Origin of the sequence: Duganella callida (assembly GCF_004614165.1) — a bacterium.
In the GTDB taxonomy this organism is placed as follows: domain Bacteria; phylum Pseudomonadota; class Gammaproteobacteria; order Burkholderiales; family Burkholderiaceae_D; genus Rugamonas; species Rugamonas callida.
The window spans coordinates 12,120-38,443 of record NZ_SPVG01000023.1 but is presented as its reverse complement, the minus strand read 5'-3'; the positions used below and the strand labels follow the sequence as shown (position 1 = coordinate 38,443).

The window sequence follows — 26,324 nt, the reverse complement described above, 5'->3', positions numbered from 1 at the left end:
GGCGAGGTCCGCCCCTTTTGCTTTTTAGGAGTACATCATGAAACGCGCATTTATCCTCTTGCTCGATTCCTTTGGCCTGGGTGCCACGCCCGACGCGGCGAAGTACAACGACGCCGGCGCCAATACCTTCGGCCACATCGCCGCGCAGGTCGCCAACAGCGGCAAGCCGATGTCGCTGCCGACCATGGAAAAACTGGGCCTGACCGCCGCCGCCCATCTGGCCAGCGGCGAGTGGGCCACCGGCTTCACCCGGCGCGAAGGCTTTACCGCCGCCTACGGCGCCGCGCGCGAGCGCTCGACCGGCAAGGATACCCAGTCCGGCCACTGGGAGATCGCCGGCGTGCCGGTGGAATTCGACTGGGGCTATTTCCCGAAAACCGTGCCGTCGTTCCCGGCCGAACTGACCGCCAAATTGCAGGAACTGACCGGCGTGCCGGGCTTCCTCGGCGACTGCCACGCTTCCGGCACGGAGATCATCAACAAGCACGGCGACGAGCACGTCGCCAGCGGCAAACCGATCATCTATACCTCGGCCGATTCGGTGCTGCAGATCGCCGCGCACGAGGAATCGTTCGGCCTGGAGCGCCTGTATGAAGTGTGCGAGATCGCCTTCAGGCTGGTCGAGCCGTACAACATCGGCCGCGTGATCGCGCGTCCGTTCGTCGGTGCCAATGGCAACTACACCCGCACCTCCAACCGCCACGATTACGCCGTCGCGCCGCCGGCGCCGACGCTGCTGGACCACGTCAAGGACGATGGCGGCGAAGTGATCGCGCTGGGCAAGATCAGCGACATCTTCGCCACCCAGGGTGTGTCGCGCGTGGTCAAGGGCAAGGACAACATGGCGCTGTTCGACGCGCTGCTGAAGGTGGCCGACGAGGCGGGCGACAAATCGCTGACCTTCGTGAACTTCGTCGACTTCGACCAGGCCTTCGGCCATCGCCGCGACGTCAACGGCTATTCCAACGCGCTGCACGAAATGGACGCGCGCCTGCCCGAATTCATGGCCAAGCTGCAGGACGGCGACCTGGTGGTGATCACCGCCGACCATGGCTGCGATCCGACCTGGCCGGGCTCCGACCACACCCGCGAACACATTCCGATGATCTTCTTCGGTCCGGGCGTGAAGGCGCAGTCGCTGGGCATCTCCGAAACCTTCTCCGATATCGGCCAGACCCTGGCCCATCACCTCGGCGTCAAGCCACTCTCGAACGGAACCAACCTGCTATGAGCATCATTGCTGACTTCAAGCGCAACGAAGCGGTCCCGCTGGACCTGAGCTGGATTCACCATATCCGCGTCAACAAATCCGCCGCCGACCGCCGCGCCGCCAGCCTGGCGAACCGCCGCACGGTGAAGAAGGAATACCAGGCCGCCTGGCTGGTCAAGGCCATCGGCCTGATCGACCTGACCACGCTGTCCGGCGACGATACCCCGGGCCGCGTCGAGCGCCTGTGCATGAAGGCCATGCGTCCGCTGCGTTCGGACCTGGTGCAGGCCATGGGCCTGCAGGACTACAACCTGGCCACCGGCGCCGTCTGCGTCTACCACGAGATGATCAAGCCGGCCGTGCAGGTTCTGCAGGGCCGTTTGCCGATCGCCGCGGTGTCGACCGGCTTCCCGGCCGGCCTGACCAGCATGGAAACCAAGGTGCGCGAGATCGAGCTGTCGGTCGCCGCCGGCGCCAGCGAGATCGACATCGTCATCACCCGCCAGCACGTCCTGACCGGCAACTGGCAGGCGCTGTATGACGAGATGCTGGCTTACCGCAAGGCCTGCGGCGATGCCCACGTCAAGGCGATTCTGGCCACCGGTGAACTGGTCACGCTGGAAAACGTGGCCAAGGCATCGTGGGTCTGCATGATGGCCGGCGCGGACTTCATCAAGACCTCGACCGGCAAGGAACCGGTCAACGCGACGATTCCCGTCTCGCTGACCATGGTGCGCGCGATCCGCGACTACCACGAGCAGACCGGCTTCAAGATCGGCTACAAGCCGGCGGGCGGCGTCAGCACGGCCAAGGCCGCGCTGCAGTACCTGACCCTGATGAAGGAAGAACTGGGCAACGAATGGCTGGAGCCGCACCTGTTCCGCATCGGCGCATCGAGCCTGCTGACCGATATCGAACGTCAGCTCGAACACTACGTGACCGGCAACTATTCGGCCGCTCACCGCCACGCGCAACCATAATTACGGACACCGTCATGCCAACCATCAAAGAGATCCTGAACACCATGGAATACGGCCCAGCACCGGAAAGCACGAAAGAAGCGCAAGCGTGGCTGGAGCAGCGCGGCCGCCAGTTCGGCCTGTTCATCAACAACGAGTGGAGCGAAGCGGGCGAGCTGTTCGCCTCCATCAATCCCGCCAACGGCGCCAAGCTGGCCGACCTGACCCAGGGCAGCGCGGAAGACGTCGATCGTGCCGTCGCCGCCGCGCGCGCCGCGCAGCCGGGCTGGCAGGCGCTGGGCGGTCATGGCCGCGCCAAGGTGCTGTACGCGATCGCGCGCCTGATGCAAAAGCATGCGCGCCTGTTCGCCGTGCTGGAAACCCTGGACAACGGTAAAACCATCCGCGAAACCCGCGACGTCGACCTGCCGCTGGTGGCGCGTCACTTCTACTACCACGCCGGCTGGGCGCAACTGCAGGCCGAAGAGTTTTCCGACTACCGCGCCGTCGGCGTGGTCGGGCAGATCGTGCCGTGGAACTTCCCGCTGCTAATGCTGGCGTGGAAAATCGCGCCGGCGCTGGCCGCCGGTAACACCGTGGTGTTCAAGCCGGCCGAATTCACCTCGCTGACCGCGATGCTGTTCGCCGACATCTGCGTGCAGGCCGGCGTGCCGGCCGGCGTGGTCAACATCGTCACCGGCGACGGCCGCGTCGGCGAGGCCATCGTCAAGCATGCCGGCATCGACAAGCTGGCCTTCACCGGCTCGACCGAAGTGGGTCGTCTGATCCGCGAAGCCACCGCCGGCAGCGGCAAGAAGCTTTCGCTGGAGCTGGGCGGCAAATCGCCGTTCGTGGTGTTCGAAGACGCCGACCTCGATGCCGCCGTCGAAGGGCTGGTCGATTCGATCTGGTTCAACCAGGGCCAGGTCTGCTGCGCCGGTTCGCGCCTGCTGGTGCAGGAATCGATCCAGGAAAAATTCCTGGGCAAGCTGCGCGCGCGCATGGACAAGCTGACCCTCGGTTCGCCGCTGGACAAGTCGATGGACATCGGCGCGCTGGTCGATCCGGTGCAGAAGCAACGCATCGAAGGTCTGGTGCAATCGGCGCGCGACGAGGGTTGCAGCGTGTATCAGCCGGCCTGCGAACTGCCGGCCGACGGCTCGTGGTTCCCGCCGACGCTGATCACAGGCGCATCGACGTCGGCCGCCGTGGCGCAGGCCGAGATCTTCGGCCCGGTGCTGGTGGCGATGAGCTTCCGCACACCGCCGGAAGCCGTGCAACTGGCCAACAACACCGTCTACGGCCTGGCCGCCTGCGTGTGGACCGAGAACATCTCGCTGGCGCTGGACGTCGCGCCACAGATCAAGGCTGGCGTGGTATGGATCAACACCGCCAACCAGTTCGACGCCGCCTGCGGCTTCGGTGGCTACCGCGAATCCGGCTACGGCCGCGAGGGCGGCCGCGAAGGCATGTACGAATATATGACCGCACTGGCGGAAGATGCGCGTCCCGCAGCGCCGGTGGTGGAGCCGAAGGCGAAAGCCAGGGGCGGCGTGCCGGCCGGCAGTCCGTTCGGCATCGACCGCACCGCCAAACTGTACATCGGCGGCAAGCAGGCCCGCCCTGACGGCGCTTACAGCCGCGCGATCCACGGCGCCGACGGCGCCTTCATCGCCGAAGTGGGCGAGGGCAACCGCAAGGATATCCGTAACGCGGTGGAAGCCGCGCACAAGGCCAGCGGCTGGACCAAGGCCACCGCGCATAACCGCGCGCAGGTGCTGTACTACATCGCCGAAAACCTGGCCGCGCGCGGCGAGGAATTCGCGGCCCGCATCGCCGCCATGACCGGCTCCAAAAACGCCGAGAAAGAAGTGCAGGCGTCGGTCGAGCGTCTGTTCTACTACGCTGCATGGGCCGACAAGTACGACGGTCTGGCGCATCAGCCGCCGATGCACGGCATCACCGTGGCGCTGAACGAGCCGCTGGGCGTGATCGGCATCGTGTGCCCGAACGAGGCGCCGCTGCTAGGCTTCATCTCGCTGGTGGCGCCGGCGATCGCGCTGGGCAATCGCGTGGTGGTGGTGCCATCGGAAACGCATCCGCTGTCGGCCACCGATCTGTATCAGGTGTTCGATACCTCGGACCTGCCGGGCGGTGTAGTCAACATCGTCACCGGTTCGGCCGACGAGCTGGCACGCACGCTGGCGTCGCACGCGGATATCGATGCGGTGTGGCGTCACGACGGCTCGGCCGAGGGCTGCGCCGAAGTGGAGCGTCTGTCGGCGGCATCGCTGAAGCGCACCTGGGTCGGCGGCGCCAAGGGCCGCGACTGGTACAGCACCGCTCAGTCCGGCGGCCGCGCCGTGCTGGCGCACGCGTCGCAGGTAAAAAACATCTGGATTCCTTACGGCGTCTAACGTTTCAAAAACGTGGTCTGTCCCCGGGGTCTGTCCCCGGGGACAGACCACGATTAATCAACGGATAATTCATGTCTTACCTACCTCAAGAGATCATCCGCAAAAAGCGCGACGGCGGCATCCTGTCGGCCGAAGAAATACAGTTCTTCGTAGGCGGCATCACCTCCGGCCGCGTGACCGAAAGTCAGATCGCCGCGCTGGCCATGGCGGTCTACTTCAAAGACATGACCATGGACGAACGCGTCGCCTTCACCCAGGCCATGCGCGACTCGGGCGAAGTGCTGGACTGGCGCTCGCTGGACCTGCCGGGCCCGGTGGTCGACAAGCATTCCACCGGCGGCGTCGGCGACGTGGTCTCGCTGCTGCTCGGCCCCATGGTCGCAGCCTGCGGCGGCTTCGTGCCGATGATCTCGGGTCGTGGCCTGGGCCACACCGGCGGCACGCTGGATAAATTCGATTCCATCCCCGGCTACACCACGGTGCCGGACAATGCCTTGTTCCGCAAGGTGGTCAAGGAAGTCGGCGTGGCCATCATCGGCCAGACCGCTTCGTTGGCGCCATCGGACAAGATTTTCTACGGCGTGCGCGACGTGACCGCGACGGTGGAATCGGTGGCGATGATTACCGGCTCCATCCTGTCGAAGAAACTCTCGGCCGGACTGGATGCGCTGGCCATGGACGTGAAAGTGGGCAGCGGCGCCTTCATGCCGACCTACGAGAAGTCGGTGGAACTGGCCGACAGTATCGTCAAGGTGGGCAATGGCGCCGGCATGATGACCTCGGCCATCCTGACCGACATGAACGAATCGCTGGCGCCATATGCCGGCAACGCGATCGAGGTGCGCGGCGCCATCGATTACCTGACCGGTAAGTCGCGCCCCGCGCGTCTGCATGAAGTGACCATGGCGCTGTGCGCCGAGATGCTGGTGCTGGGCAAGCTGGCGGCGACCGAAGAAGAAGCGCGCGCAAAGCTGCAGGCGTCGCTGGACAGCGGCGAAGCGGCCGAGCGTTTCGCCCGCATGGTGGTGGCGCTGGGCGGCCCGGCCGATCTGATGGCCACTCCGGACAAGTACCTGGAACGTTCCCCTATCGTGCTGCCGGCGCCCGCGTTGAAGTCGGGTTATGCCACGTCGACCAACTGCCGGGAGATTGGCCTGGCGGTGGTGTCGTTGGGCGGCGGACGCCGTCGCGCCGCCGATCCGATCGATTATGCGGTCGGCCTGACCGACCTGGTGGGACTGGGCGAAAAGGTGGCAGCCGGCCAGCCGCTGGCGATGGTGCACGCGCGCACGCGGGAGGCGGCCGAGCAGGCCATCCGCGAAATCCAGGCGGCCTACCAGATCGCCGACGCCGCGCCCGCCGCGAACCCGGTCATCTATCGTACTATCCGCCCCTAATACCAACCCCCGTCATTCCCGAGGGCGGGACTCCATGGCACGCTGGCGCTGCGCCGACGTTCCATGGGGCGCCGCCTTCGCGAGGGCGACGGAGCCGAGGATATCTGACATGGACAAGCAACAACTGATCAAAGAAGCCGCCGCCGCGCGCCTGAAGGCCTATACGCCGTATTCCAACTTCAAGGTCGGCGCCGCGCTGCTGACCAAGGATGGCAAGGTATTCCACGGCTGTAACGTGGAAAACGCCTCCTATGGCCTGTGCAACTGCGCCGAACGTACCGCCTTCTTCAGCGCCCTGGCCCACGGCTACCAGCCGGGCGATTTCGATCAACTGGTCGTTATCGGCGAAACCGATGGCCCGATCGCTCCATGCGGCGCCTGCCGCCAGGTGATCCTGGAACTGGGCGGCAACGAGCTGCCGGTCCTGCTGACCAACCTGAAAGGCGACATCTTCGAAACCACCGCCGCCGAACAGCTGCCGAACGCCTTCGGCGGCCAGGATCTGAAGAAGAAGTAATGGCGCACAAGAAGACGATCGATGTGCAGGCGGCAGTGGCCATCGCCGCCGCCGAAGCCATCGCCGCCAAGACCCAGGGCACGTTCGGCGTCGGCGGCCTGATGCTCGACCAGCATGGCAACGTGCTGCAGTCGCTGCACAACAACGTCGTCAAGGATGGTCTGATCTTCGACCCCACCGCGCACGGTGAGCGCCAGCTGATCGACTGGTATTACGCCGAGCGCGCCAAGGGCCGCGAATTGCCCGCGCCGCAGGACATCACCATCGTCACCTCGCTGGACCCATGCTGCATGTGCAGCGGGGCCATTCTGGCCGGCGGCTTTAACGTGGTGGTGGCCGCGCCGGATAAGAACGCCGGCATCAATTACGACAACAGCGCCAGCTTCCGGGCGTTGCCGCAAGCGCTGCGCGCGCAGGCCGCGGACAGCTTCAGCTATCCCGCCATTCTCGGCTCGTCGCAGTACGCGCGCGCCAGCAGCGGCGCCGCGCCAAAGTCGTTCTTCATCGGCAAGACCATCGCCGAACCGACGCAAGCCTTGTGTTCACTGGTGTTCGAGGCCACGTCGTCAGATGTGATGAACATGTTCGACACCGATCCGTCGCAAGACCAACTGCAAGACCCCGCCACGCTGCCGGCCGATCATTCGGTGGTGCGCGCGCTCAAGCAGATGTATCCGGATGCGCTGACCTACCGCGCCAAGCCACATCAGCCGGATGCGGGACTGGCGCCGTTTCTGCGACAAGCCATGGCGCGCGACCGCGAACATGGCGGGGCAGGGGACGCCGTCGCGCTGCTGGATTCCTACGGCAATCTGCTGCTGTGCATGTCCGGCCGCATGAGCCAGTCCGGCATCCGCAGCGCGTTCATGGAAGCCACGCGCTCCTACGCCCAGCTGCGCTACAAGCTGATGAACGGCGCCACGCCGCAACAGCAGGACGAAATCCGCCACTATCTCGGCCATCCCAAGGACGGTACTTTCGTGTTCGCCCAGGGGCCGGACGCAGGCGCCGTCAGCTTCATGAACCTGGGTGCGTACGGCTCCACCATGGAAGGCCCGCTGCCGTTGAAGAATCCGGCGCAGCTGCAATATGTGCTGCCGTCGCTGCCGGAAGACGAACTGGCGGCGCTGTGTGCGGCCATGCCGCCGCTGTACCGCAGCGTCATCCGCATCCGTCCCACGCAGGTTGCGGACCGGGCGTTGATCGCTGCCCTACAGTAGCCGCAAGGTCGTCGCCTTCAGGGGGCGGCGGCGCGGGTATTGCAATCGAGCTTGCGGAAATATTTTCGACGTGCGCGGTCCTGCCTTCCATCGCACGGCTACAACTGGCTCGCCGGCCTGTAGGCATCAGGCGTAGGGATCGTATGTGCCCACGCTCCAGACATGGCCTTCGCGGTCGCTGCAGGTGAAGCCGCGGCCGCCGTAGTCTTCATCCTTGATATCCAGCAGGATGCGGCCGCCGTTTTCGCGCACGCGGTCGTAGACCACGTCGGCATCGTTGACCACCAGGTAGGTACTCTGGGTGACGTAGCCGCCGATGTCGTCCGGCTGCTTGAGCAGGCGTCCGTATTCGGTGTCGAAGGCGGAGCCCAGCATGATCATGCTGTTCCCGAAGGTGAGCTGGGCGTGGGCAATGGTGCCGTCTTCGTTCGGCACCACGAACTGCACTTCAAAGCCCAGGGTGCCGCACAGCCAGTCGATCGCGGCCGGCGCATCGCGGTAGCGCATGCAGGGCATGACGTTGCAAAGCGTTTGCTTGGGTATGTTGGACATCGCGGAGCCTCCCTTGAGTTAGAAGGATCAGTATAGCCCCGCGCCGATGCCGGAGGCGTTACATTTGCTGGAATAAATGTGTGTGGCCGCGGCTCACTTCCAACAGCGCCGGATGGTTGCGGATGCGAACCATCTGTCGCCCGCGCAGGTCGCGCGTGACTTCGGCGATGGCATCCACCCGTACCAGCGTCGAGCGGTGGATGCGCCAGAATTCGTTCGGGTCCAGTTCGTCCGCCAGCTCTTTCAGCGTCTTGCGGATCAGGACTTCCGATTGCCCGGTCTGGACCCGCGTATATTTTTCGTCGGCCTGGAAGAACAGCACTTCCCGCGTGCTGATCATGCGCAGGTTGGCACCGACCACGGCCTGTATCCAGCGTAGATATTCCTGCTTCGCGGCCGGCGGCCGGTGCTGCGCCAGCAGCTGGCTCAGTTGGCGTTCGATGTCGGCCGGCTGCCGGCCCAGCCGGCCCTGTACGCGCGCGCAGGCGGCTTTCAGGCGTTCGCCGCCGACCGGCTTGAGCAGATAGTCGAGCGCGCCCTGTTCGAAGGCCTCGATCGCATACTGGTCGTAGGCGGTGACGAACACCAGGTGGCAGCGGTTGAACAGCATGCGCGCCGCCTCGATGCCGGACAGGCCCGGCATGCGGATGTCGAGGAACACGATGTCGGGCTGGTGCTGGCCGGCCAGGGCCACGGCTTCGATGCCGTTGCTGGCCTCGGCCACGATCTGCAGCGCCGGCCAGGCTTCCAGCAACCGGCTGCGCAGCTGCTGACGCATGCCTTCTTCATCATCGGCAATCAGTGCGGTAGGGCGGTTCATTTGGCACTCGCTGCAAAAATGTCGGGCGCGTAGGGCACGCGGATGCTGGCGCGGGTGCCGCCGGTCAGGGGCGCCTCGATCACCAGCTGCGCGCGGTTGCCGTACTGGATACGCAGGCGTTCGCGCACATTGGCCAGGCCGACGCCGTCGCCGGCGAAGGGATTGAAACCGACGCCGTCATCGATCACGTCGACCTGCAGCATTTGGTGGTCGACCGCGGCGCGGATGTCGATGCGGCCGCCGTCGATCTTGGGTTCCAGCCCGTGCTTGATGGCGTTCTCGATCAGAATCTGCAGCATCATCACCGGAAAGGTGGCGCTCAGCATTTCCGCCGGCACGTCGATCGACACCGCCAGCCGCGAGCGCATGCGCGCCTGCATGATGGCCAGGTAGGCGCGCGACATCTCGATCTGCCGGCCCAGCGTGCCGGCGCCCTTGGCGCGCATCTGCGGCAGCGTGGCGCGCAGGTAGTCGATCAGGTTCTGGTGGATGCGCGCGGCCTGCGGCGGATCGGTTTCGATCAGCTGGCCGATCAGCGCCAGGGTGTTGAACAGGAAGTGCGGCTCGACCTGGGCCTGCAGCGCCGCCATGCGCGCCTCGACCACGCGCCGTTCTATGCTTTCCTCGTCGGCGTGCGACTCGGCGCTGCGCGCCTCCAGCTCGGCCTTGCGCTTGCCGCCGGCCAGCACCTTGAGGCCGCAGGAAAACAGGATGAACATGCCGACCTGGCGCGGCATGCCGAACGGCGCCGCGGCCAGCATCAGCACCACCCAGATCATCGCCAGCTTGCGCCATTCGACCTGGGCCAGCCAGTCGAAAAAACGCCACCACAGGTGGATGGCGGTTTCGCCGACTTCGCGCACGATGTCGAGCAGGCTGCGGGCGTTGTTGTAGCCGGCCTCGGCCAGCCGGTGTTTCTTCATTCAACGTGCTCCTGGTGGCGGCGGTGGCGGCGGGCGCCGAGCACGCTGGCGCCGACCGCGAGTTTGATCAGCAGGAAGATCACGAACAGCACCAGGGCCAGCGGCAGGATCGAGCAGATGAAGGCCAGCACCAGCGCCGCGCCCAGCAGCGCCTGCGGCGACATGCGGCCGATCAGGCGCACGCCGTAGCGCGCCATGCGGCACAGGGCCTGGAAAATTTCCTCGAACAGGTCCAGCACCGACTGCATGTTCAATTTGCTCATCTTGTCTCTCCATCAAAACGTGTTGCGATGGGATCACTGTAACCAGACGTTTCCGGCGACGACAGCGGATTCCGATCAACTGCGGTTTGACGGGGATAACCGGTCATTCCGGGCGATGAACGGCGGCGTGCCAGTCCTTGCGCAGCAGGCCGTAGATGACGCTGTCCGAAATCTCGCCGCCGACGAACCAGCGCTCGCGCAGGTGGCCTTCGCGCTGGAAATGCAGGCTGGCCAGCAGGCGTTCGGACGCAATATTGTCGGGATGGATGTCCGCTTCCAGGCGGTGCAGTTCCAGCGGGCCGAAGGCGTGCTCGATCGTCGCCCGCAGGGCTTCCTGTGCGTAGCGCTTGCCCCAGTGGCGGCGATCGAGGATATAGCCGATTTCGCAGCGGTGGTTGCGGCGGTCGAAGGCGTACAGGGTGACGCTGCCGATCAGTTCGCCCGCCTGTTCCCCCTCGCGCGGGACGATGGCCAGCCGCAAGGCGCTGCCGTCCAGGTAGCCTTTGAGGGTTTGTTCGATATTGTCGACCGCCTGCGCGATATGCAGCCATGGCGTGCTGCTGAAATAGCGCATCGTTTCCGGATCGGACAGGATGCGGAACACGGCGGCGGCGTCGCCGCTCTCGACAAAGCGCAGCGTCAGGCGCGGTGTGTGGAGCTGGATGGGCTGGAAACTGTTCATAACGGCTAGCTTAGCGGATTTTTAACAGATGGACGACTATTTCATTATGCAAGCTTTAATAAATCATGCTATCCTAATTGCAATAATTGTTATTAATCTCTCAAGGATAGATACATGATCGCTCGCACCCGTATCGCTATTGCCGCCGCCGTACTGTTGTCCGGCGCAGCCCAGGCCGCCACTACGCCGCTGACCGCCACCCAGATGCTGCAGCAGTTCAATGTGGTCGTCAGCGGCAAGCTGACCTCGACCTCGCACGTCGACGGCCGCACTTATGTGGGTGGCGATGTGTCGGGCGGCGATTATGTGCAGCATACCAACACCACGCCAGCCTCGGCCTACGCCGGCCTGACCGTGGGCGGCAGCGTCAGCAACAACGTCCACGTCAACGGCCTGGGCGCGGTGGTGGCCGGCGACTTCAACAACTCGACCGTCAATACCGGCGAAGCGTATGTCGGCGGCGGCGCCAGGAACTCCAGCTTCAGCGGCGGCGATGTGTGGATCAATGGCGCGGCCAGCAGCGTGAACTTCAGCAACAACATCCATGCGGCCAGCTACGATAACATCAACCTGAACAACAAGGTGCTGAACGCCACCACCAGCACCATGAACAGCACCCTGGCCGCATCGACCTCGACCAATTTTTCGTCGGTGATGCAAGGGCTGTCGAGCCAGTTGTCGGCGCTGAAGGGCACGGCCGGCACTTCGGTCGTATTCAGCAACAACGATCACGACGTCACCTTCAACGGCAAGGCCGTCAACGGCGTGCTGGTGTTCGACCTGACCGCGCTGGACAGCAAGATCTTCTCGTCCACCACCACCGACCTGCATTTCAATCTGACCGGCGCCAGCACGGTGATCTTCAACACCGACGATAAAACGCTGAACTTGTCGGCGAACTTCAACCAGGCGCAGAGTCTGGGCAGCGAACTGATCTGGAACTTCGCCGGCGCCAATACCAGCGTCAGCGTCGGCCGCACTTTCGGCGGCCAGGTGCTGGTGGCGGATGGCACCTTCAGCAATACCGGCGGCGCCAACGTCGAAGGCGGCGTGTTCGCCAAGACCCTCAACCAGTACGGCGAAATTCACCAGCAGGCGTTCACCGGCGTGCTGCCGGCCGCGCCGGTGCCGGAACCGGAAACCTATGCCATGCTGCTGGCCGGCCTGGGCCTGGTGGGCGCGATCGCCCGCCGTCGTCGCAAATAAGACACAGCAGGTCCCGGCAAAATCCCCGGCAAGCCGCGCTTGCCGGGGATTTTTATTTTCCATGTGGAAAGATGGGCTTGGATTATGATATCGTTAGAGTAACTTAAATTGCTCATGAGGAAAATTCTATGGCTGCCATGACCAAAACCGCTGTTTCCGCCGCCGTGCTTGCCGTTGCCGCGCTGGGCACGGCCCATGCCGCCGTGCTGGATCTGGGCCTGCACGGTGCCAACGTATTTTCCTTCACCGACTTCTCGGCGCCGAGCGCGGATGTGGAGGGTGCCATCTTAGCGGGTCGCAACGTCAGCCTGAGCAGCTATTCCGTCAATGCCAACAATGTCGACGCCTTCGGCCATTATTCGCTGATCGCCGGCGGCAACCTCACCCTGACCGGCGGTTCGATCAAGAACGGCGACACCTATGTCGGCGGCAAGAGCAGCATCAAGAATGCCGACGTGTATTCGAAAGTGCAGTCCGGTACATCGCCGGCCAACCTCGGCACGATGAGTTCGCAACTGACGGCGACCTCGTCTTCGCTGTCCAAGCTGGCCACCACCGGCAGCGCCAGCGTGCAGTGGGGCGGTCTGAACATCAAGGGTTCCAAGAGCGCGGTGGAGATCATCGATATCTCGGCGTCCACGCTGTCGTCGGTGACTTATTTTAACTTCAGCAACCTGAACGCCGGTTCGACCCTGATCTTCAACATCAGCGGTAGTTCGGCCAAGCTGGGCGGCGGCTACCAGGGCTTCGAAAACTACAACGTGCTGTTCAACTTCTACGACGCCACCAGCCTGGGCGTGAACACCGGCCTGACCGCCAACATCCTGGCGCCGAAGGCCGCGGTCAACGGCGGCAGTGGCGTCATCAACGGCAACGTGATCGTGGACTCTTGGGCCTCGTCGATCCAGATCAACGCCAATCACTACTTCAAGGCCGCGAATGTGCCGGGCTTTGCCACCGCGGTGCCGGAACCGTCGACTTACGCCATGCTGCTCGGCGGCCTGGCGCTGGTCGCTGTTACGGCGCGCCGCCGCCGTCAGCCTGCCGCGGTAAAGGCACGCTGATCGCTGCCAGCACCATGTCGACGATGACCTTTTCGGCATCGTCGAAATCCTTTTTGTTCAACTGCTTGCGGTTCAACACCAGCGCCATCTGGGCCGAGAAGTCCGCATAGGACTGCGTCATCGCCCAGATCGCGAACAGCAGGTGGGTCGCGTTCACCGGCGCGATGCGGCCTTCCCTGATCCACTGCTCGAACACTTCGATATCCTTGCGCACCAGCGGCACCACGCGGCTCTGTATCTGGCCGCCGTACAGCGGCGCGCCACTGATCACTTCCATCGCATACACGCGCGAGGCCCACGGATTCTCGCGCGAGAATTTCAGCTTGGCCTGCACATAGGTGCGCAGCGTTTCGCGCGGGTCCTGGGCGGCGTCGGCCAGGCTTTCCATGCGCGCCAGCCAGTCGTCCAGCACCTCGTCCAGCACGCGCTGGTACAGCGACTGCTTGGTGGGAAAGTAGTACATCAGGTTCTGCTTGGACAGTCCGACGTTCTCCGCCACGGTGGCGATGGACGTGCCCTCGTAGCCGAATTCGGCGAACACCCGCACCGCTTCGGCCGTGATCTCCGCTTCCAGCTTGTCGCGGTTGAGGAGACGACGATTGATCTTCAGTTTTTCTGCCGGCATATGAGTCTCAGGAAGGTCAGGAGTTGGGGGTGATCGGCGTAGGCCACGTTGAAACGGAACCAGATCGCTTCCGGTGGCCGCAGCATGAAGAAATCGCAGGGCGACAGCAGGATGCCGTGCTTGAGCGCCTGGTCGGCGATGAGTTTGCCGTTCCATTCCGGCGTCGGCGCGTCGTGCCAGCCGGCGCTGACGAACATGCCGCCGCGCGGGCGCGCCAGCAGCGTCATGCCGGCTTCGCGCAGGCTGGCCATGGCGCGTTCGCGGCCGGCGTCGAGCTGGGTCACCAGCTTCTCCACCATGCGCCGGTAGGGGCGGGCGGTGATGGCGTGGTAGACGGCGCGCTCGTTGATCTCGGAGGTGGTGAGACCGGCCAGCATCTTTACCCGCAACAGCTCGGGGATCAGCGAGGCGGAGGCGCAGATCGAGCCCACGCGCAGCACCGGCGACAGCGTCTTGGAAAAGCTGCCGACACGGATCACACGCCGCAGGCCGTCCATCGCGGCCAATGAAGCTTCTCCACGCGGCGCCAGCTCGCGATAGATGTCATCCTCCACCAGCCAGAAATCGAACTGCTCGGCCAGCGCGAGCAGGCGGTGCGCCTGGGCGACGGTCAGCGAGGTGCCCAGCGGGTTTTGCAGCACGGTGTTGACGAACATCAGCTTGGGCTGGGTCTCGGCCGCCTGCCGGGCCAGCGCCTCCAGGTCGAGGCCATGTTCGCCGCGCGGGATGCCGACCGCGATGCAGCCGTGATGGCGTATCAGCGACAGCAGGTTGCTGTAACCGGGATCTTCCACGAAAACCGTGTCGCCGGGACGGGTGAGCGTGCGCAGTACCAGATCGAAGGCGTGGGTGGCGCCATGGGTGAGCAGGATCTGTTCCGGTTCGACCGCGAACAGTTCCTCGCCCAGCGTACTGGCCATGTACTGGCGCAGTGTCGGGAAGCCGAGCGGGTGGCCGTAGCCGCGCAGGCGGTTGGCCGGGATGCGCATGGCCTGGCGCACGGCATCGAGGATGGTATCCTCGCCGTACCACTCGGGCGGCAGCCAGCCGGCGCCCACCGGCAGCGCTTCCGAGACGCCCGAATACAGCTCTGGCGTGAGCGCGTCGATGGCGGCCGGCGTGGCCTGCAGCACGGCCGGCGCCAGCGCGGCGGGCAGGTCCTGACGCGCCACGAAGTAGCCGGACCCGCGCCGCGACGACAGCAATCCCAGCGTCACCAATCGGTCGTAGGCCTCGACAACTGTAAAGGTGCTGACACCATTACACTTGGCGAACTGCCGCACCGACGGCATTTTGGTGCCGACGCGCAACTCGCGGCGGCCGACCATGGCGCTGATGGCGGCCACGATCTGCTCGACCAGGCTGCCCTTGTGTTTGCGCTCGATATTCAGCACGGGCCAGCCGGCTTGATCGAGCGCAGGACTTGCTTCTTCCATCCTTGACTCCACGCAGCGTGAAAACAAAACTGTAGTGTTTTTGTTGCCAGTACGGTTGGACAGTTTTGATGATTTGTGTATCTGTGCCATAGTTGTCCTGCTGTCTATTATTGCATCATCATTTTGCCAACTGGTAAATTTTTTTACGGTTTGTCAAAAAAATCCGAAGAAAGTTGTTTCATAGGAGAGGTGCATGAACGAGTCCCGACCAGAATCGATGTCGTCCTTCTGGATGCCATTCACGAACAACCGCGATTTCAAAGCCCATCCGCGCCTGCTGGTGTCGGCGCAAGGGATGTACTACAAGGACGTGGACGGGCGCAGCATCCTGGACGGCACCGCCGGCCTGTGGTGCGTGCCGTGCGGCCATGCGCAGCCGAAGATCGTCGCCGCCGTGCGCGAGATGGTCGGCCAGCTGGATTTCGCGCCGACCTTCCAGATGGGCCACCCGGCCGCGTTCGACCTGGCCGAGAAGCTGATGGAATACACCAACCATCGCTACGGCCACGTGTTCTACACCAACTCCGGTTCCGAAGCGGTGGATACCGCGCTGAAGATCGCGCTGGCCTATCACAAGGCGCGCGGGGAAGCCAGCCGCACGCGCCTGATCGGCCGTGAGCGCGGCTACCATGGCGTCGGCTTCGGCGGCATCTCGGTGGGCGGCATCGCCGGCAACCGCAAGCCGTACGGCGTGATGCTGCCGGGCGTCGATCACCTGCCGCACACGCACAACCTGGAAAAGAACGCCTACACGCGCGGCGAGCCGGAACACGGCGCCAACCTGGCCGACGAGCTGGAACGCATCGTCGCGCTGCACGACGCTTCCACCATCGCCGCGGTGATCGTCGAGCCGGTGGCCGGATCGACCGGCGTGCTGATTCCGCCCAAGGGCTACCTCAAGCGCCTGCGCGAGCTGTGCACCAAGCACGGCATCCTGCTGATCTTCGATGAAGTGATCACCGGCTTCGGCCGCCTGACCACGCCGTTCGCCGGCGATTACTTCGACGTCGAGCCGGACATGATGACCACCGCCAAGGGCCTCACCAACGGCACCATTCCGATGGGGGCGGTGTTCAGCAAACAGCATATCTACGATGCCTTCATGGACGCGCCGGCCGGCATCGAACTATTCCACGGCTACACCTACTCGGGCCACCCGGTGGCCTGCGCCGCCTCGCTGGCGACGCTGGAGGTATTCAGGGAGCAGAAGATCCTCGACCACGCGGCCGGCATGGCCGAGTACTGGGCCGACGCCGTGCACTCGCTGAAAGGTCTGCCGCACGTGATCGACATCCGCACCATCGGCCTGATCGCCGGCATCGAGCTGGCGCCGATCGCCGGCAAGCCGGGGGCGCGCGCCTTTGCCGCCTTCAAGCAGGCCTACGCCGACGGCATCCTGATCCGCGTCACCGGCGACATCATCGCCCTGTCGCCGCCGCTGGTCCTCGAGAAAAAACACATTGATGAGTTGTTCGGAAAGTTGAGGGAAGTCCTTAAAAACCTGGAATGAGGAGAACTACCATGCTGGTCGGCGTCCCAAAAGAGATCAAGAACCAGGAGTCCCGCGTTGGCCTTACCCCGGCCAGCGTGAAGGAACTCGTATTGCGTGGTCATCAAGTACTGGTACAGAAAAATGCCGGCGCGGCCATCGGCCTGACCGATGCGATGTATGAAGCATCGGGCGCCAACATCATCGACAGCGCGGCAGAGATCTTCGCCCGCGCCGGGATGATCGTGAAAGTGAAGGAGCCGCAGCCGCAGGAATGCGCCATGCTGCGCGAGGGGCAGATCCTGTACACCTATCTGCACCTGGCGCCGGACCCGGAGCAGACCAGGGCGCTGGTGGCGTCGGGTGCGGTGTGCATCGCCTACGAAACCATCACCGGTGCTAACGGCGGCCTGCCGCTGCTGGCGCCGATGAGCGAGGTGGCGGGACGCATGTCGATCCAGGCCGGCGCCGCGCACCTGGAAAAATCCAAGGGCGGCATGGGACTGTTGCTGGGCGGCGTGCCCGGCGTGGCGCCCGGCCACATCGCCATCATCGGCGCCGGCGTGGTGGGCACCAACGCGCTGCAGATGGCGGTCGGCATCGGTGCGCGCGTCACCATCCTCGATAAGAACGTCGACCGGTTGCGCCAGCTGGACCTGGTGTACGGCAACCGCGTGGCCACCATGTATTCCAACGCCCATTCGATCGAGGAAGCGGTGCTGGATGCGGACCTGGTGATCGGCGGCGTGCTGGTGCCCGGCGCGGCGGCGCCCAAACTGGTGACCAAGTCCATGATCGCGCGCATGAAGCAGGGCGCGGTGGTGGTGGACGTGGCGATCGATCAGGGCGGATGTTTCGAGACCTCGCACGCCACCACGCATGAGCAGCCGACCTATGTGGTGGACGGCGTGGTGCACTACTGCGTGGCCAACATGCCGGGCGCGGTGGCGCGCACCTCCACCTTCGCACTGAACAATGCCACCATCGGCCACGCGCTGGCGCTGGCGGACAAGGGCTGGCAGAAAGCGCTGAAAGCCAACCCGCATCTGAAGCACGGTTTGAACGTCTGCCGCGGCCACGTCACCTATGAAGCGGTGGCGCACGGCCTAGGCTATAACTATGTCGACGCGGACAGCCTGCTGGGCTGATCCGCCTATTTGAAAGAGCACCATGGATACCATCACCCATTTCATTAACGGCAGCGCGGTCGATACGCAGAGCGGCCGCCATGCAGACGTGTTCAATCCCGCATTGGGCGAACCGGTAGCCAGGGTGGCGCTGGGCACGGCGGACGATGTCGCCGCCGCAGTGCGCGCAGCCGAACAGGCCTTTCCTTCCTGGGCGGCGACGCCACCGCTGACGCGTGCGCGGGTTCTGTTCAAGTATCTGCAGTTGTGCCAGCAGCATACCGACGAATTCGCGGCCATGGTCACGCGCGAGCACGGCAAGACCTTCGCCGACGCGCAGGGCGAGGTGGCGCGCGGCATCGAGGTGGTGGAGTTCGCGGTCGGTATCCCGCAGCTGTTGAAAGGCGAATTCACCGACCAGATTTCGCGCGGCATCGACGCCTGGTCGATGCGCCAGCCTTTGGGGGTGGTGGCCGGCATCACGCCGTTCAACTTCCCGGTGATGGTGCCGATGTGGATGTTCCCGATCGCCATCGCCTGCGGCAATACCTTTGTGCTCAAGCCATCCGAACGCGATCCTTCGCCATCGCTGCTGCATGCGAAGCTGCTGAAGGAAGCCGGGCTGCCGGACGGCGTGTTCAACGTCGTGCAGGGAGATAAGGCGGTGGTCGACGGCCTGCTCGATCACCCCGCGGTGCAGGCGGTAAGCTTTGTCGGTTCGACCCCGATTGCGGAATACATTTACTCGCGCGGCAGCGCATCGGGCAAGCGTGTGCAGGCACTGGGCGGCGCCAAGAATCACATGGTGGTGATGCCGGACGCGGACATGGACATGGCGGTCGATGCGCTGATGGGCGCGGCCTTCGGCTCCGCGGGAGAACGCTGCATGGCCATCTCCGTGGTGGTCGCGGTGGGCGATGCCGGCGACAAGATCGTCGATGCACTGGCAAAGCGCACCGCCGCACTTAAAGTGCGCGATGGCATGGCGTCCGATGCCGAAATGGGACCGGTGGTGACCAGCGCCGCCAAGCAGCGCATCGAACGCCTGATCGGCGAGGGCGTGGAACAAGGCGCGAAACTGGTGGTCGATGGCCGCAACTACAAGGTGCCTGGACGCGAGAACGGCTTCTTCATCGGCGGCACCTTGTTCGATCACGTCACGCCCGATATGTCGATTTACAAGGAAGAGATTTTCGGTCCGGTGCTGTGCATGCTGCGCACTTCGGACGTGGGCAGCGCGGTGGAACTCATCAACCGCAACGAGTACGGCAACGGCGTCGCCATCTACACGCGCGACGGCGGCGTGGCGCGCGAGTTCGTGCGGCAGATCCAGGTCGGCATGGTGGGCGTGAACGTGCCGCTGCCGGTGCCGATGGCGTTCAACAGTTTCGGCGGCTGGAAGCGCAGCATGTTCGGCGATCACCATGCCTACGGTCCCGAGGGAGTGCGCTTCTACACGCGCCACAAGGCGGTAATGCAGCGCTGGCCCAACACGGCAAGTGCTGGCGCAGAATTTGCATTCCCACAGATGAAGTAAATACCGAGGAAAATCATGATTCTGGAATCGATCAGCTACCTGCCGAAATCGAAGGAAGCCAATGAATCACTGGCGAAACACTTCACCGACCTGGCGCCGGCACTGAGCGCGCGCCAGGCGGCAATCGAGTCGGCCCGCTGCCTGTACTGTTACGACGCGCCGTGCACGCGCATCTGTCCCTCGGAGATCGACGTGGCGGGCTTCATCCGCAACATCAACGACGACAACGTCAACGGCGCCGCCGCCGGCATCCTGAAACAAAACATCCTGGGCGGCAGCTGCGCGCGTGTCTGCCCGACCGAGATCCTGTGCGAAGACGCCTGCGTGCGCAACCACGACGCGGAAGGCCAGCCGGTGAAAATCGGCCTGCTGCAGCGCTACGCCATCGATAACATGAAATTCGAGGAACATCCGTTCTCGCGCATGGCCGCCACCGGCAAGACCGTGGCGGTGGTCGGCGCCGGTCCGGCCGGACTGTCGTGCGCGCACCGGCTGGCGATGCTGGGCAACGACGTGGTGATCTATGAAGCGAAGGAGAAATCCGGCGGCCTGAATGAGTACGGCATCGCCAAGTACAAGCTGACCGATAACTTCGCGCAGAAGGAAGTGGCGTTCCTGCTGCAGATCGGCGGCATCACCATCAAGCATGGTCAGACGCTGGGCGTGAACGTGCAACTGAAGGATCTGCACGCGCAATACGATGCCGTGTTTCTCGGCCTGGGCCTCGGCGCCAGCAGGCAGCTGGGCCTGACCGGCGAAGATGCGCACGGCCTGCTGGCCGCCGTCGATTACATCGCCGCGCTGCGCCAGGCGGATGACCTGAGCAAGCTGCCGGTGCCGGCGCGCGCCATCGTCATCGGTGCGGGCAATACTGCCATCGACATGGCGGTGCAGATCCAGCGCCTGGGTGCGGAGGAAGTTACGCTGGTCTACCGGCGCGGCTTCGAGGCCATGAGCGCGACCGAACACGAACAACACATCGCCAGGGAAAACCAGGTGCGCATGCGCACCTGGTCGCAGCCGCAGCAGGTGCTGCTGGATGAACAGGGCCGCGTGCGCGGCATGCGCTTCGAAAAGACCGCCATGGTCAACGGCCGCCTGGCCGGCACCGGCGAGAGTTTCGAGATCGCCGCCGACGCCATCTTCAAGGCCATCGGCCAGAGCATGGACGAAACCAGCATCAGCGATCCGCTGGCGAAAACGCTGAAACGCGACGGCGACAAGATCCATGTCGACGATCAGTTCCGCACGGTGCTGCCGGGTATCTACGCCGGCGGCGACTGTGTGGCGCCCGGACAGGATCTGACCGTGCAGGCGGTCCAACATGGCAAGCTGGCGGCCCACGCCATTCATAACGATATCAACGCAATGAAAGTGAGGCTGCATCATGGCTGACCTGAGTATCGAATTCTGCGGCATCAAATCGATCAACCCGTTCTGGCTGGCGTCCGCGCCGCCGACCGACAAGGCCTACAACGTCGTGCGCGCGTTTGAAGCGGGCTGGGGCGGCGTGGTGTGGAAGACGCTGGGCGAAGACCCCGCCGCCGTCAACGTGTCGTCGCGCTACTCGGCGCATTACGGCAAGAACCGCGAAGTCCTCGGCTTCAACAACATCGAACTGATCACCGATCGTTCGCTGGAGATCAACCTGCAGGAGATCACGCAGGTGAAGAAGGATTGGCCGGACCGCGTGATCATCGTTTCGCTGATGCTGCCTTGCGAGGAGCGCCTGTGGGCCGATATCCTGCCCAAGATCGAAGCCACCGGCGCCGACGGCATCGAGCTGAATTTCGGCTGCCCGCACGGCATGCCGGAACGCGGCATGGGCGCGGCCGTGGGCCAGGTGCCGGAATACGTGGAGATGGTCACGCGCTGGTGCAAGCAAAACACCAGGCTGCCGGTGATCGTCAAGCTGACGCCCAACATCACCGACGTGCGCGCGCCGGCGCGCGCGGCCAAGGCCGGCGGCGCGGATGCGGTCTCGCTGATCAACACCATCAACTCGATCACCCACCTGGACCTGGACCAGATGGTGGCCTTCCCGGTGGTCGGCGGCGCCAGCACGCATGGCGGCTATTGCGGTTCGGCGGTCAAGCCGATCGCGCTCAACATGGTGGCCGAGATCGCGCGCGATCCGCAGACAGCCGGCCTGCCGATTTCCGGCATCGGCGGCATCGGCAGCTGGCGCGACGCGGCCGAATTCATCGCCCTCGGTTCCGGTTGCGTGCAGGTCTGCACGGCGGCGATGCTGCACGGCTTCCGCATCGTCGAGCAGATGAAGGACGGTTTGTCGCGCTGGATGGACGACAAGGGGTATCAACGCATCAGCGACTTCCAGGCCAGGGCGGTGCCCAACACCACCGACTGGAAATACCTGAACATGAACTACAAGGTGATCGCCCAGATCAACCAGGATGAATGCATCAAGTGCGGCCGCTGCTACGTGGCTTGCGAGGACACTTCGCACCAGTCGATTGCGCAGCTGATCGATGCGGCTACCGGTACGCGCACCTATGAAGTGATCAAGGAGGAGTGCGTTGGGTGTAATCTATGCGAGATCACCTGTCCGGTGCAGGGGTGCATCACCATGGTGCCGCAGGATACCGGCAAGCCTTACATGAACTGGACGCAGGACCCGCGCAATCCGCGCGCCGAAAACCTGAAGGTGGAGCAGGCAGCCTAGGTATGGAACTTGCAGAGCTAAAGCGATAACTCAACCTTTCGGGAGAACGTTTTGAGCAATGAAGCGACTGGCAGCACGCAACTCTGGAACGAAGACCTGGCGCCGACGACGGCGGCGCAGCGGACCTGGCGCTGGTATCACTTCTCCGCGCTGTGGGTCGGCATGGTGATGTGCATTCCGGCGTACACCTTGTCGGCGAGTCTGATCGAGGGCGGCATGTCCGGTTACCAGGCGGTGCTGACGGTGTTTCTGGCGAATGCCATCGTGCTGCTGCCGATGCTGCTGATCGGCCATGCCGGCACCAAGTACGGCATTCCGTATGCGGTACTGGCGCGCGCTTCCTTCGGCACCGCCGGTGCACGGCTGCCGGCGCTGATGCGCGCCATCGTGGCCTGCGGCTGGTACGGCATCCAGACCTGGTTCGGCGGGCAGATGATCTATACGCTGCTCGGGGCGCTGATGGGTGGCGAGATCGGCGGCGGCAAGATCGCCGGCCTGGGCATCAATGGCGCGCAGCTGCTTTGCTTTCTGGCTTTCTGGGCGATCCAGTTCTGGTACATCGTGCACGGCATGGAAGCGATCCGCAAGCTGGAGACCTATACCGCGCCGCTGAAAATCCTGATCTGCTTCGTGCTGCTGGGATGGGTCTACAATAAGGCAGGCGGCTTCGGCGATCTGCTGTCGACGCCGTCGCAGTTCGTCGAGGGCGGCAAGAAGGCCGGCCAGTTCTGGTCCACCTTCTGGCCGTCGCTGACGGCGATGGTGGGCTTCTGGGCCACGCTGGCGCTGAATATTCCGGACTTTACCCGCTTCGCGAAAACGCAGCGCGACCAGGTGATCGGCCAGACGGTCGGCCTGCCGGTGCCTATGGGCCTGCTGGCGGCGATGGCGGTGATCGTCACCTCGGCCACCGTGGTCCTGTACGGCAAGGCGATCTGGGACCCGGTCGACCTGTCGGCGCGCATGACCGGTGTGGCGGTGCTGGTGGCGTTGCTGATCCTGTTGATCGATACCGTGTCGGTCAATCTGGCCGCCAATCTGGTCGGCCCGGCCTATGATTTTTCCTCGCTGGCGCCCAAGCTGATCTCGTACAAGACCGGCGGCTACATCACCGCGGCCATCGCCATCCTGATGATGCCGTGGAAGATACTGGAGTCGACGCAGGGTTACATCTTCACCTGGCTGATCGGCTATTCCGCGCTGCTGGGGCCTATCGCCGGCGTGCTGATCGTCGATTACTACCTGGTGCGCAAGACGGAGCTGAACGTGGCCGAGCTGTATCGCGAAGCCGGCCAGTACGCGTATGGCAATGGCTGGAACACGGCGGCGCTGGTGGCCTTCGTGATCGGCGTGGCGCCGAATATTCCGGGGTTTCTCAATGCCGCTTTTCCCGCGTCCTTCCCCGACGTGTCGGCGGGATTCAAGACCATTTATACCTATGCCTGGTTCGTCGGCATCGCCATCTCGGCCGTGGTGTACGGGCTTATGATGAAAGGGAAGACCGTCCCCGCGGTGCGGGCGCCGGCTCACCCATAAGGAGACTACATGAAGACTATCATCCGTGGCGGCACCGTGGTGAATGCCGACCGCGCCTTCCGCGCAGATGTGCTGTGCGAGGCCGACAAGATCATCGCCGTGGCGGAAAATCTGGATGTGCCCAACGGCGCCAAGATCATCGACGCCGGTGGCCAGTACGTGATGCCGGGCGGGATCGATCCGCACACCCATATGAACCTGCCCTTCATGGGTACGGTGACGCAGGATGATTTTTACACCGGCACGGCGGCCGGCCTGGCCGGCGGCACCACCACCATCATCGATTTCGTCATCCCGGCGCCGAAGCAGAACCTGATCGAGGCTTACCAGCAGTGGCGCGAATGGGCGAAAAAGTCGGCCGGCGATTACACCTTTCACGTGGCGATCACCTGGTGGGACGACACCGTCCAGCGCGACATGGGCATCCTGGTACGCGACCATGGCGTCAACAGCTTCAAGCACTTCATGGCGTACAAGAACGCCATCATGGCCGATGACGAGACGCTGGTGAAAAGCTTCCGCCGCTGCCTGGAGCTGGGCGCGATGCCGACCGTGCATGCGGAGAATGGCGAGCTGGTGTACCAGCTGCAGCAGGACCTGCTGAAGCGCGGCCTGACCGGACCGAGTTCGCATCCGCTGTCGCGGCCACCGGAAGTGGAGGCGGAGGCGGCCAACCGTGCCATCGCCATCGCCAACGTGATGCATACGCCGATCTACATCGTGCACGTGTCCTGCGCCGAATCGCTGGAAGCCATCACGCGCGCCCGCGCGCACGGCCAGCGCGTGTATGGCGAGGCGCTGGCCGGCCATCTGCTGATCGACGACAGCGTCTATCAGAGCGATGATCTGGAATTCGCCGCCGGACACGTAATGAGCCCACCTTTCCGCAGCAAGCATCATCAGAAGGCGCTGTGGCACGGTCTGCGCGGCGGCAACCTGCATACCACCGCCACCGACCACTGCACCTTTTGTGCCGAGCAGAAGGCCATGGGCAAGGACGACTTCACCAAAATCCCGAACGGCTGCGGCGGCGTGGAAGACCGCATGTCGGTGATCTGGGACGAAGGCGTCAACAGCGGCATGCTGACGCCTTCGGAATTCGTCAAGGTCACCTCGACCAACGCGGCACAGATTTTCAATATGTACCCGCGCAAGGGATTGATCGCACCGGGCGCCGATGCCGACGTGGTGGTGTGGGACCCGGAAGGCACGCGCACCATCTCCGCGCTGACCCAGTTCGCCAAAGGCGGATTCAATGTGTTCGAAGGCCGCACGGTGCGCGGCATCCCAAGCACCACGCTCTCCGCCGGCAACGTCGTGTTCCATCGCGGCGTGCTGATGGCGGTGGAAGGAGCGGGACGTTACATCAATCGTCCGGCGTTCAGCACAACGTCGGCGCGTTAAGGAGTACGAGATGAAAGTGAATGGTGATCGCCTGTGGGCATCGCTGATGGAATTGGCGAAGATCGGTGCGACGGAAAAGGGTGGCGTCAAGCGCCTGGCGCTGACGGACCTCGACAAGCAGGGCCGCGATCTGGTGGTCGGCTGGGCCAAAGAGGCCGGGCTGTCGATCACCGTCGACCAGATAGGCAACGTGTTCATGCGCCGCGACGGCACGAACAACGCGCTGCCGCCGGTGATGACCGGCAGCCATATCGATACCCAGCCCACCGGCGGCAAGTTCGATGGCAATTACGGTGTGCTGGCCGGCCTGGAAGTCGTGCGCACGCTGAACGATCTGAAAATCAAGACCGAAGCGCCGATCGAGGTGGCCTTCTGGACCAACGAGGAAGGCTCGCGCTTCGTGCCGGTGATGATGGGCTCCGGCGTGTTCTGCGGCGCCTTCAGCCTGGAGACGGCGTACGCCGCCAGGGATATCGACGGCAAAACGGTGGGCGAGGAACTGGAGCGCATCGGCTACAAGGGGACGCAGGTGCCGGGCGACCATCCGATCGGCGCCTACTTCGAAACCCACATCGAACAAGGCCCGGTGCTGGAGGATGCCGACAAAGTGATCGGCGTGGTGCCCGCCGTGATGGGCTTGTCGTGGTACGACTGTGTCGTCACCGGCATGGAGGCGCACGCGGGTCCGACGCCCATGCATCTGCGTAAGGACGCATTGCAGGTGTCGACGAAGATCATGCAGGAAGTGGTGGCCATCGCCAACCGCTATCCGCCGTACGGACGCGGCACGGTCGGCATGGTGCAGGTGTTCCCCAACAGCCGCAATGTGATTCCGGGTGAAGTCAAGTTCAGTATCGACCTGCGCAACGTCAGCGATGAGCTGCTCAACACCATGCACCAAGAGATGCTGGCCTTTATCGACAAGACCCGCGGCGAAACGGGCTTGAGGATATCGGTAGAACGCGTGTCCTATTATCCGCCTTGTCCCTTCCATCCCGATTGCGTGGGAGCGGTGCGCGGCGCCACCGAAAAGCTGGGATACAGCACCATGGACGTGGTATCCGGTGCTGGACATGACGCCATCTACGCCGCGCGGCTGGCGCCGTCCGGCATGATCTTCGTGCCCTGCAAGGATGGCATCAGCCATAATGAAATCGAGGACGCCAAGCCGGAGCATCTGGAAGCCGGCTGCAACGTGCTGCTGCATGCGATGCTGGAGCGTGCGCGCGTGGCGTAGCGGTTTTCCGTTATCATCGG

The 26,324-nt window shown here is 64.1% G+C and carries 23 protein-coding genes; 16 read left to right on the top strand and 7 right to left on the bottom strand.

What is annotated here, in order from left to right:
- Positions 1 to 37: 37 nt before the first annotated feature.
- From E4L98_RS02210 to E4L98_RS02185, 6 genes are all read left to right on the top strand, one after another.
- The gene (locus E4L98_RS02210; RefSeq protein ID WP_135199934.1) at positions 38 to 1,231 is read left to right on the top strand and encodes a phosphopentomutase; all 1,194 of its coding nucleotides are present in this window, start codon (positions 38 to 40) and stop codon (positions 1,229 to 1,231) included.
- Complete coding sequence (deoC, locus tag E4L98_RS02205; RefSeq protein WP_135199933.1) at positions 1,228 to 2,190, top strand: deoxyribose-phosphate aldolase; 963 nt, start codon at positions 1,228 to 1,230, stop codon at positions 2,188 to 2,190. The genes E4L98_RS02210 and deoC overlap by 4 nt, the downstream gene beginning before the upstream one ends.
- 14 nt (positions 2,191 to 2,204) lie before the next feature.
- Entirely contained in the window at positions 2,205 to 4,586 is a 2,382-nt protein-coding gene (locus tag E4L98_RS02200; protein ID WP_371857157.1) for an aldehyde dehydrogenase family protein, read from the top strand.
- A 71-nt stretch (positions 4,587 to 4,657) separates the two neighbouring features.
- A complete protein-coding gene (gene deoA / locus E4L98_RS02195; protein ID WP_135199932.1) occupies positions 4,658 to 5,983 on the top strand; it encodes a thymidine phosphorylase in 1,326 nt (441 codons plus the stop codon).
- 109 nt (positions 5,984 to 6,092) lie between these two features.
- The gene (locus E4L98_RS02190; RefSeq protein ID WP_135199931.1) at positions 6,093 to 6,500 is read left to right on the top strand and encodes a cytidine deaminase; all 408 of its coding nucleotides are present in this window, start codon (positions 6,093 to 6,095) and stop codon (positions 6,498 to 6,500) included.
- The gene (locus E4L98_RS02185) at positions 6,500 to 7,720 is read left to right on the top strand and encodes a nucleoside deaminase (RefSeq protein WP_135199930.1); all 1,221 of its coding nucleotides are present in this window, start codon (positions 6,500 to 6,502) and stop codon (positions 7,718 to 7,720) included. Before E4L98_RS02190 ends, E4L98_RS02185 begins: the two co-directional genes overlap by 1 nt.
- 126 nt (positions 7,721 to 7,846) lie before the next feature.
- On the opposite strand, the gene E4L98_RS02180 is transcribed toward E4L98_RS02185, so the two are convergent.
- From E4L98_RS02180 to E4L98_RS02160, 5 genes are all read right to left on the bottom strand, one after another.
- On the bottom strand, positions 7,847 to 8,272 hold the full coding sequence (locus E4L98_RS02180) for a VOC family protein (protein WP_135199929.1): 426 nt from the start codon (positions 8,270 to 8,272) through the stop codon (positions 7,847 to 7,849).
- 58 nt (positions 8,273 to 8,330) lie between these two features.
- Positions 8,331 to 9,092 (bottom strand): LytR/AlgR family response regulator transcription factor, encoded by a 762-nt coding sequence (locus E4L98_RS02175; protein ID WP_135199928.1) that lies wholly within the window; start codon positions 9,090 to 9,092, stop codon positions 8,331 to 8,333.
- Positions 9,089 to 10,015, bottom strand: coding sequence for a sensor histidine kinase (locus tag E4L98_RS02170; RefSeq protein ID WP_135199927.1), 927 nt, complete (start codon positions 10,013 to 10,015; stop codon positions 9,089 to 9,091). Before E4L98_RS02170 ends, E4L98_RS02175 begins: the two co-directional genes overlap by 4 nt.
- Positions 10,012 to 10,278 carry a hypothetical protein gene (locus E4L98_RS02165; protein ID WP_135199926.1) on the bottom strand — a complete coding sequence of 89 codons (267 nt, stop codon included), beginning with the start codon at positions 10,276 to 10,278 and terminating at the stop codon, positions 10,012 to 10,014. Before E4L98_RS02165 ends, E4L98_RS02170 begins: the two co-directional genes overlap by 4 nt.
- Before the next feature lie 103 nt (positions 10,279 to 10,381).
- Positions 10,382 to 10,960 (bottom strand): GNAT family N-acetyltransferase, encoded by a 579-nt coding sequence (locus E4L98_RS02160; RefSeq protein WP_135199925.1) that lies wholly within the window; start codon positions 10,958 to 10,960, stop codon positions 10,382 to 10,384.
- A gap of 114 nt (positions 10,961 to 11,074) precedes the next feature.
- On the opposite strand from E4L98_RS02160, the gene E4L98_RS02155 reads away from it, so the two are divergent.
- Both E4L98_RS02155 and E4L98_RS02150 read left to right on the top strand, forming a co-directional pair.
- Positions 11,075 to 12,166: a collagen-binding domain-containing protein gene (locus tag E4L98_RS02155; protein ID WP_229257195.1), complete on the top strand. Its 1,092-nt coding sequence runs from the start codon at positions 11,075 to 11,077 to the stop codon at positions 12,164 to 12,166.
- 128 nt (positions 12,167 to 12,294) lie between these two features.
- On the top strand, positions 12,295 to 13,230 hold the full coding sequence (locus tag E4L98_RS02150) for a choice-of-anchor A family protein (protein ID WP_135199924.1): 936 nt from the start codon (positions 12,295 to 12,297) through the stop codon (positions 13,228 to 13,230).
- Here the strand turns inward: E4L98_RS02150 and E4L98_RS02145 are convergent.
- Together E4L98_RS02145 and E4L98_RS02140 are read right to left on the bottom strand one after the other, a co-directional pair.
- Positions 13,184 to 13,855, bottom strand: coding sequence for a TetR/AcrR family transcriptional regulator (locus tag E4L98_RS02145; RefSeq protein WP_135199923.1), 672 nt, complete (start codon positions 13,853 to 13,855; stop codon positions 13,184 to 13,186). The genes E4L98_RS02150 and E4L98_RS02145 overlap by 47 nt on opposite strands.
- Positions 13,837 to 15,291 carry an aminotransferase-like domain-containing protein gene (locus tag E4L98_RS02140; protein WP_135199922.1) on the bottom strand — a complete coding sequence of 485 codons (1,455 nt, stop codon included), beginning with the start codon at positions 15,289 to 15,291 and terminating at the stop codon, positions 13,837 to 13,839. Before E4L98_RS02140 ends, E4L98_RS02145 begins: the two co-directional genes overlap by 19 nt.
- Before the next feature lie 193 nt (positions 15,292 to 15,484).
- On the opposite strand from E4L98_RS02140, the gene aptA reads away from it, so the two are divergent.
- The 8 genes from aptA to E4L98_RS02100 are packed head-to-tail and all read left to right on the top strand — an operon-like array spanning position 15,485 to position 26,304.
- Positions 15,485 to 16,801 carry an omega-aminotransferase AptA gene (gene aptA / locus E4L98_RS02135; protein ID WP_135199921.1) on the top strand — a complete coding sequence of 439 codons (1,317 nt, stop codon included), beginning with the start codon at positions 15,485 to 15,487 and terminating at the stop codon, positions 16,799 to 16,801.
- Between the two features lie 11 nt (positions 16,802 to 16,812).
- Positions 16,813 to 17,928: an alanine dehydrogenase gene (gene ald / locus E4L98_RS02130; RefSeq protein ID WP_135199920.1), complete on the top strand. Its 1,116-nt coding sequence runs from the start codon at positions 16,813 to 16,815 to the stop codon at positions 17,926 to 17,928.
- Between the two features lie 22 nt (positions 17,929 to 17,950).
- Positions 17,951 to 19,444, top strand: coding sequence for a CoA-acylating methylmalonate-semialdehyde dehydrogenase (locus E4L98_RS02125; RefSeq protein ID WP_135199919.1), 1,494 nt, complete (start codon positions 17,951 to 17,953; stop codon positions 19,442 to 19,444).
- Between the two features lie 15 nt (positions 19,445 to 19,459).
- On the top strand, positions 19,460 to 20,839 hold the full coding sequence (locus E4L98_RS02120) for an NAD(P)-dependent oxidoreductase (protein WP_135199918.1): 1,380 nt from the start codon (positions 19,460 to 19,462) through the stop codon (positions 20,837 to 20,839).
- Positions 20,832 to 22,127 (top strand): NAD-dependent dihydropyrimidine dehydrogenase subunit PreA, encoded by a 1,296-nt coding sequence (gene preA, locus E4L98_RS02115; protein WP_205746646.1) that lies wholly within the window; start codon positions 20,832 to 20,834, stop codon positions 22,125 to 22,127. Before E4L98_RS02120 ends, preA begins: the two co-directional genes overlap by 8 nt.
- Positions 22,128 to 22,178: 51 nt before the next feature.
- Positions 22,179 to 23,663, top strand: a complete 1,485-nt coding sequence (locus tag E4L98_RS02110; protein WP_135199916.1) for an NCS1 family nucleobase:cation symporter-1 — start codon at positions 22,179 to 22,181, stop codon at positions 23,661 to 23,663.
- 9 nt (positions 23,664 to 23,672) lie between these two features.
- A complete protein-coding gene (gene hydA / locus E4L98_RS02105) occupies positions 23,673 to 25,067 on the top strand; it encodes a dihydropyrimidinase (RefSeq protein ID WP_135199915.1) in 1,395 nt (464 codons plus the stop codon).
- 10 nt (positions 25,068 to 25,077) lie between these two features.
- Entirely contained in the window at positions 25,078 to 26,304 is a 1,227-nt protein-coding gene (locus tag E4L98_RS02100) for a Zn-dependent hydrolase (RefSeq protein WP_135199914.1), read from the top strand.
- The last annotated feature ends 20 nt before the right edge of the window (positions 26,305 to 26,324 follow it).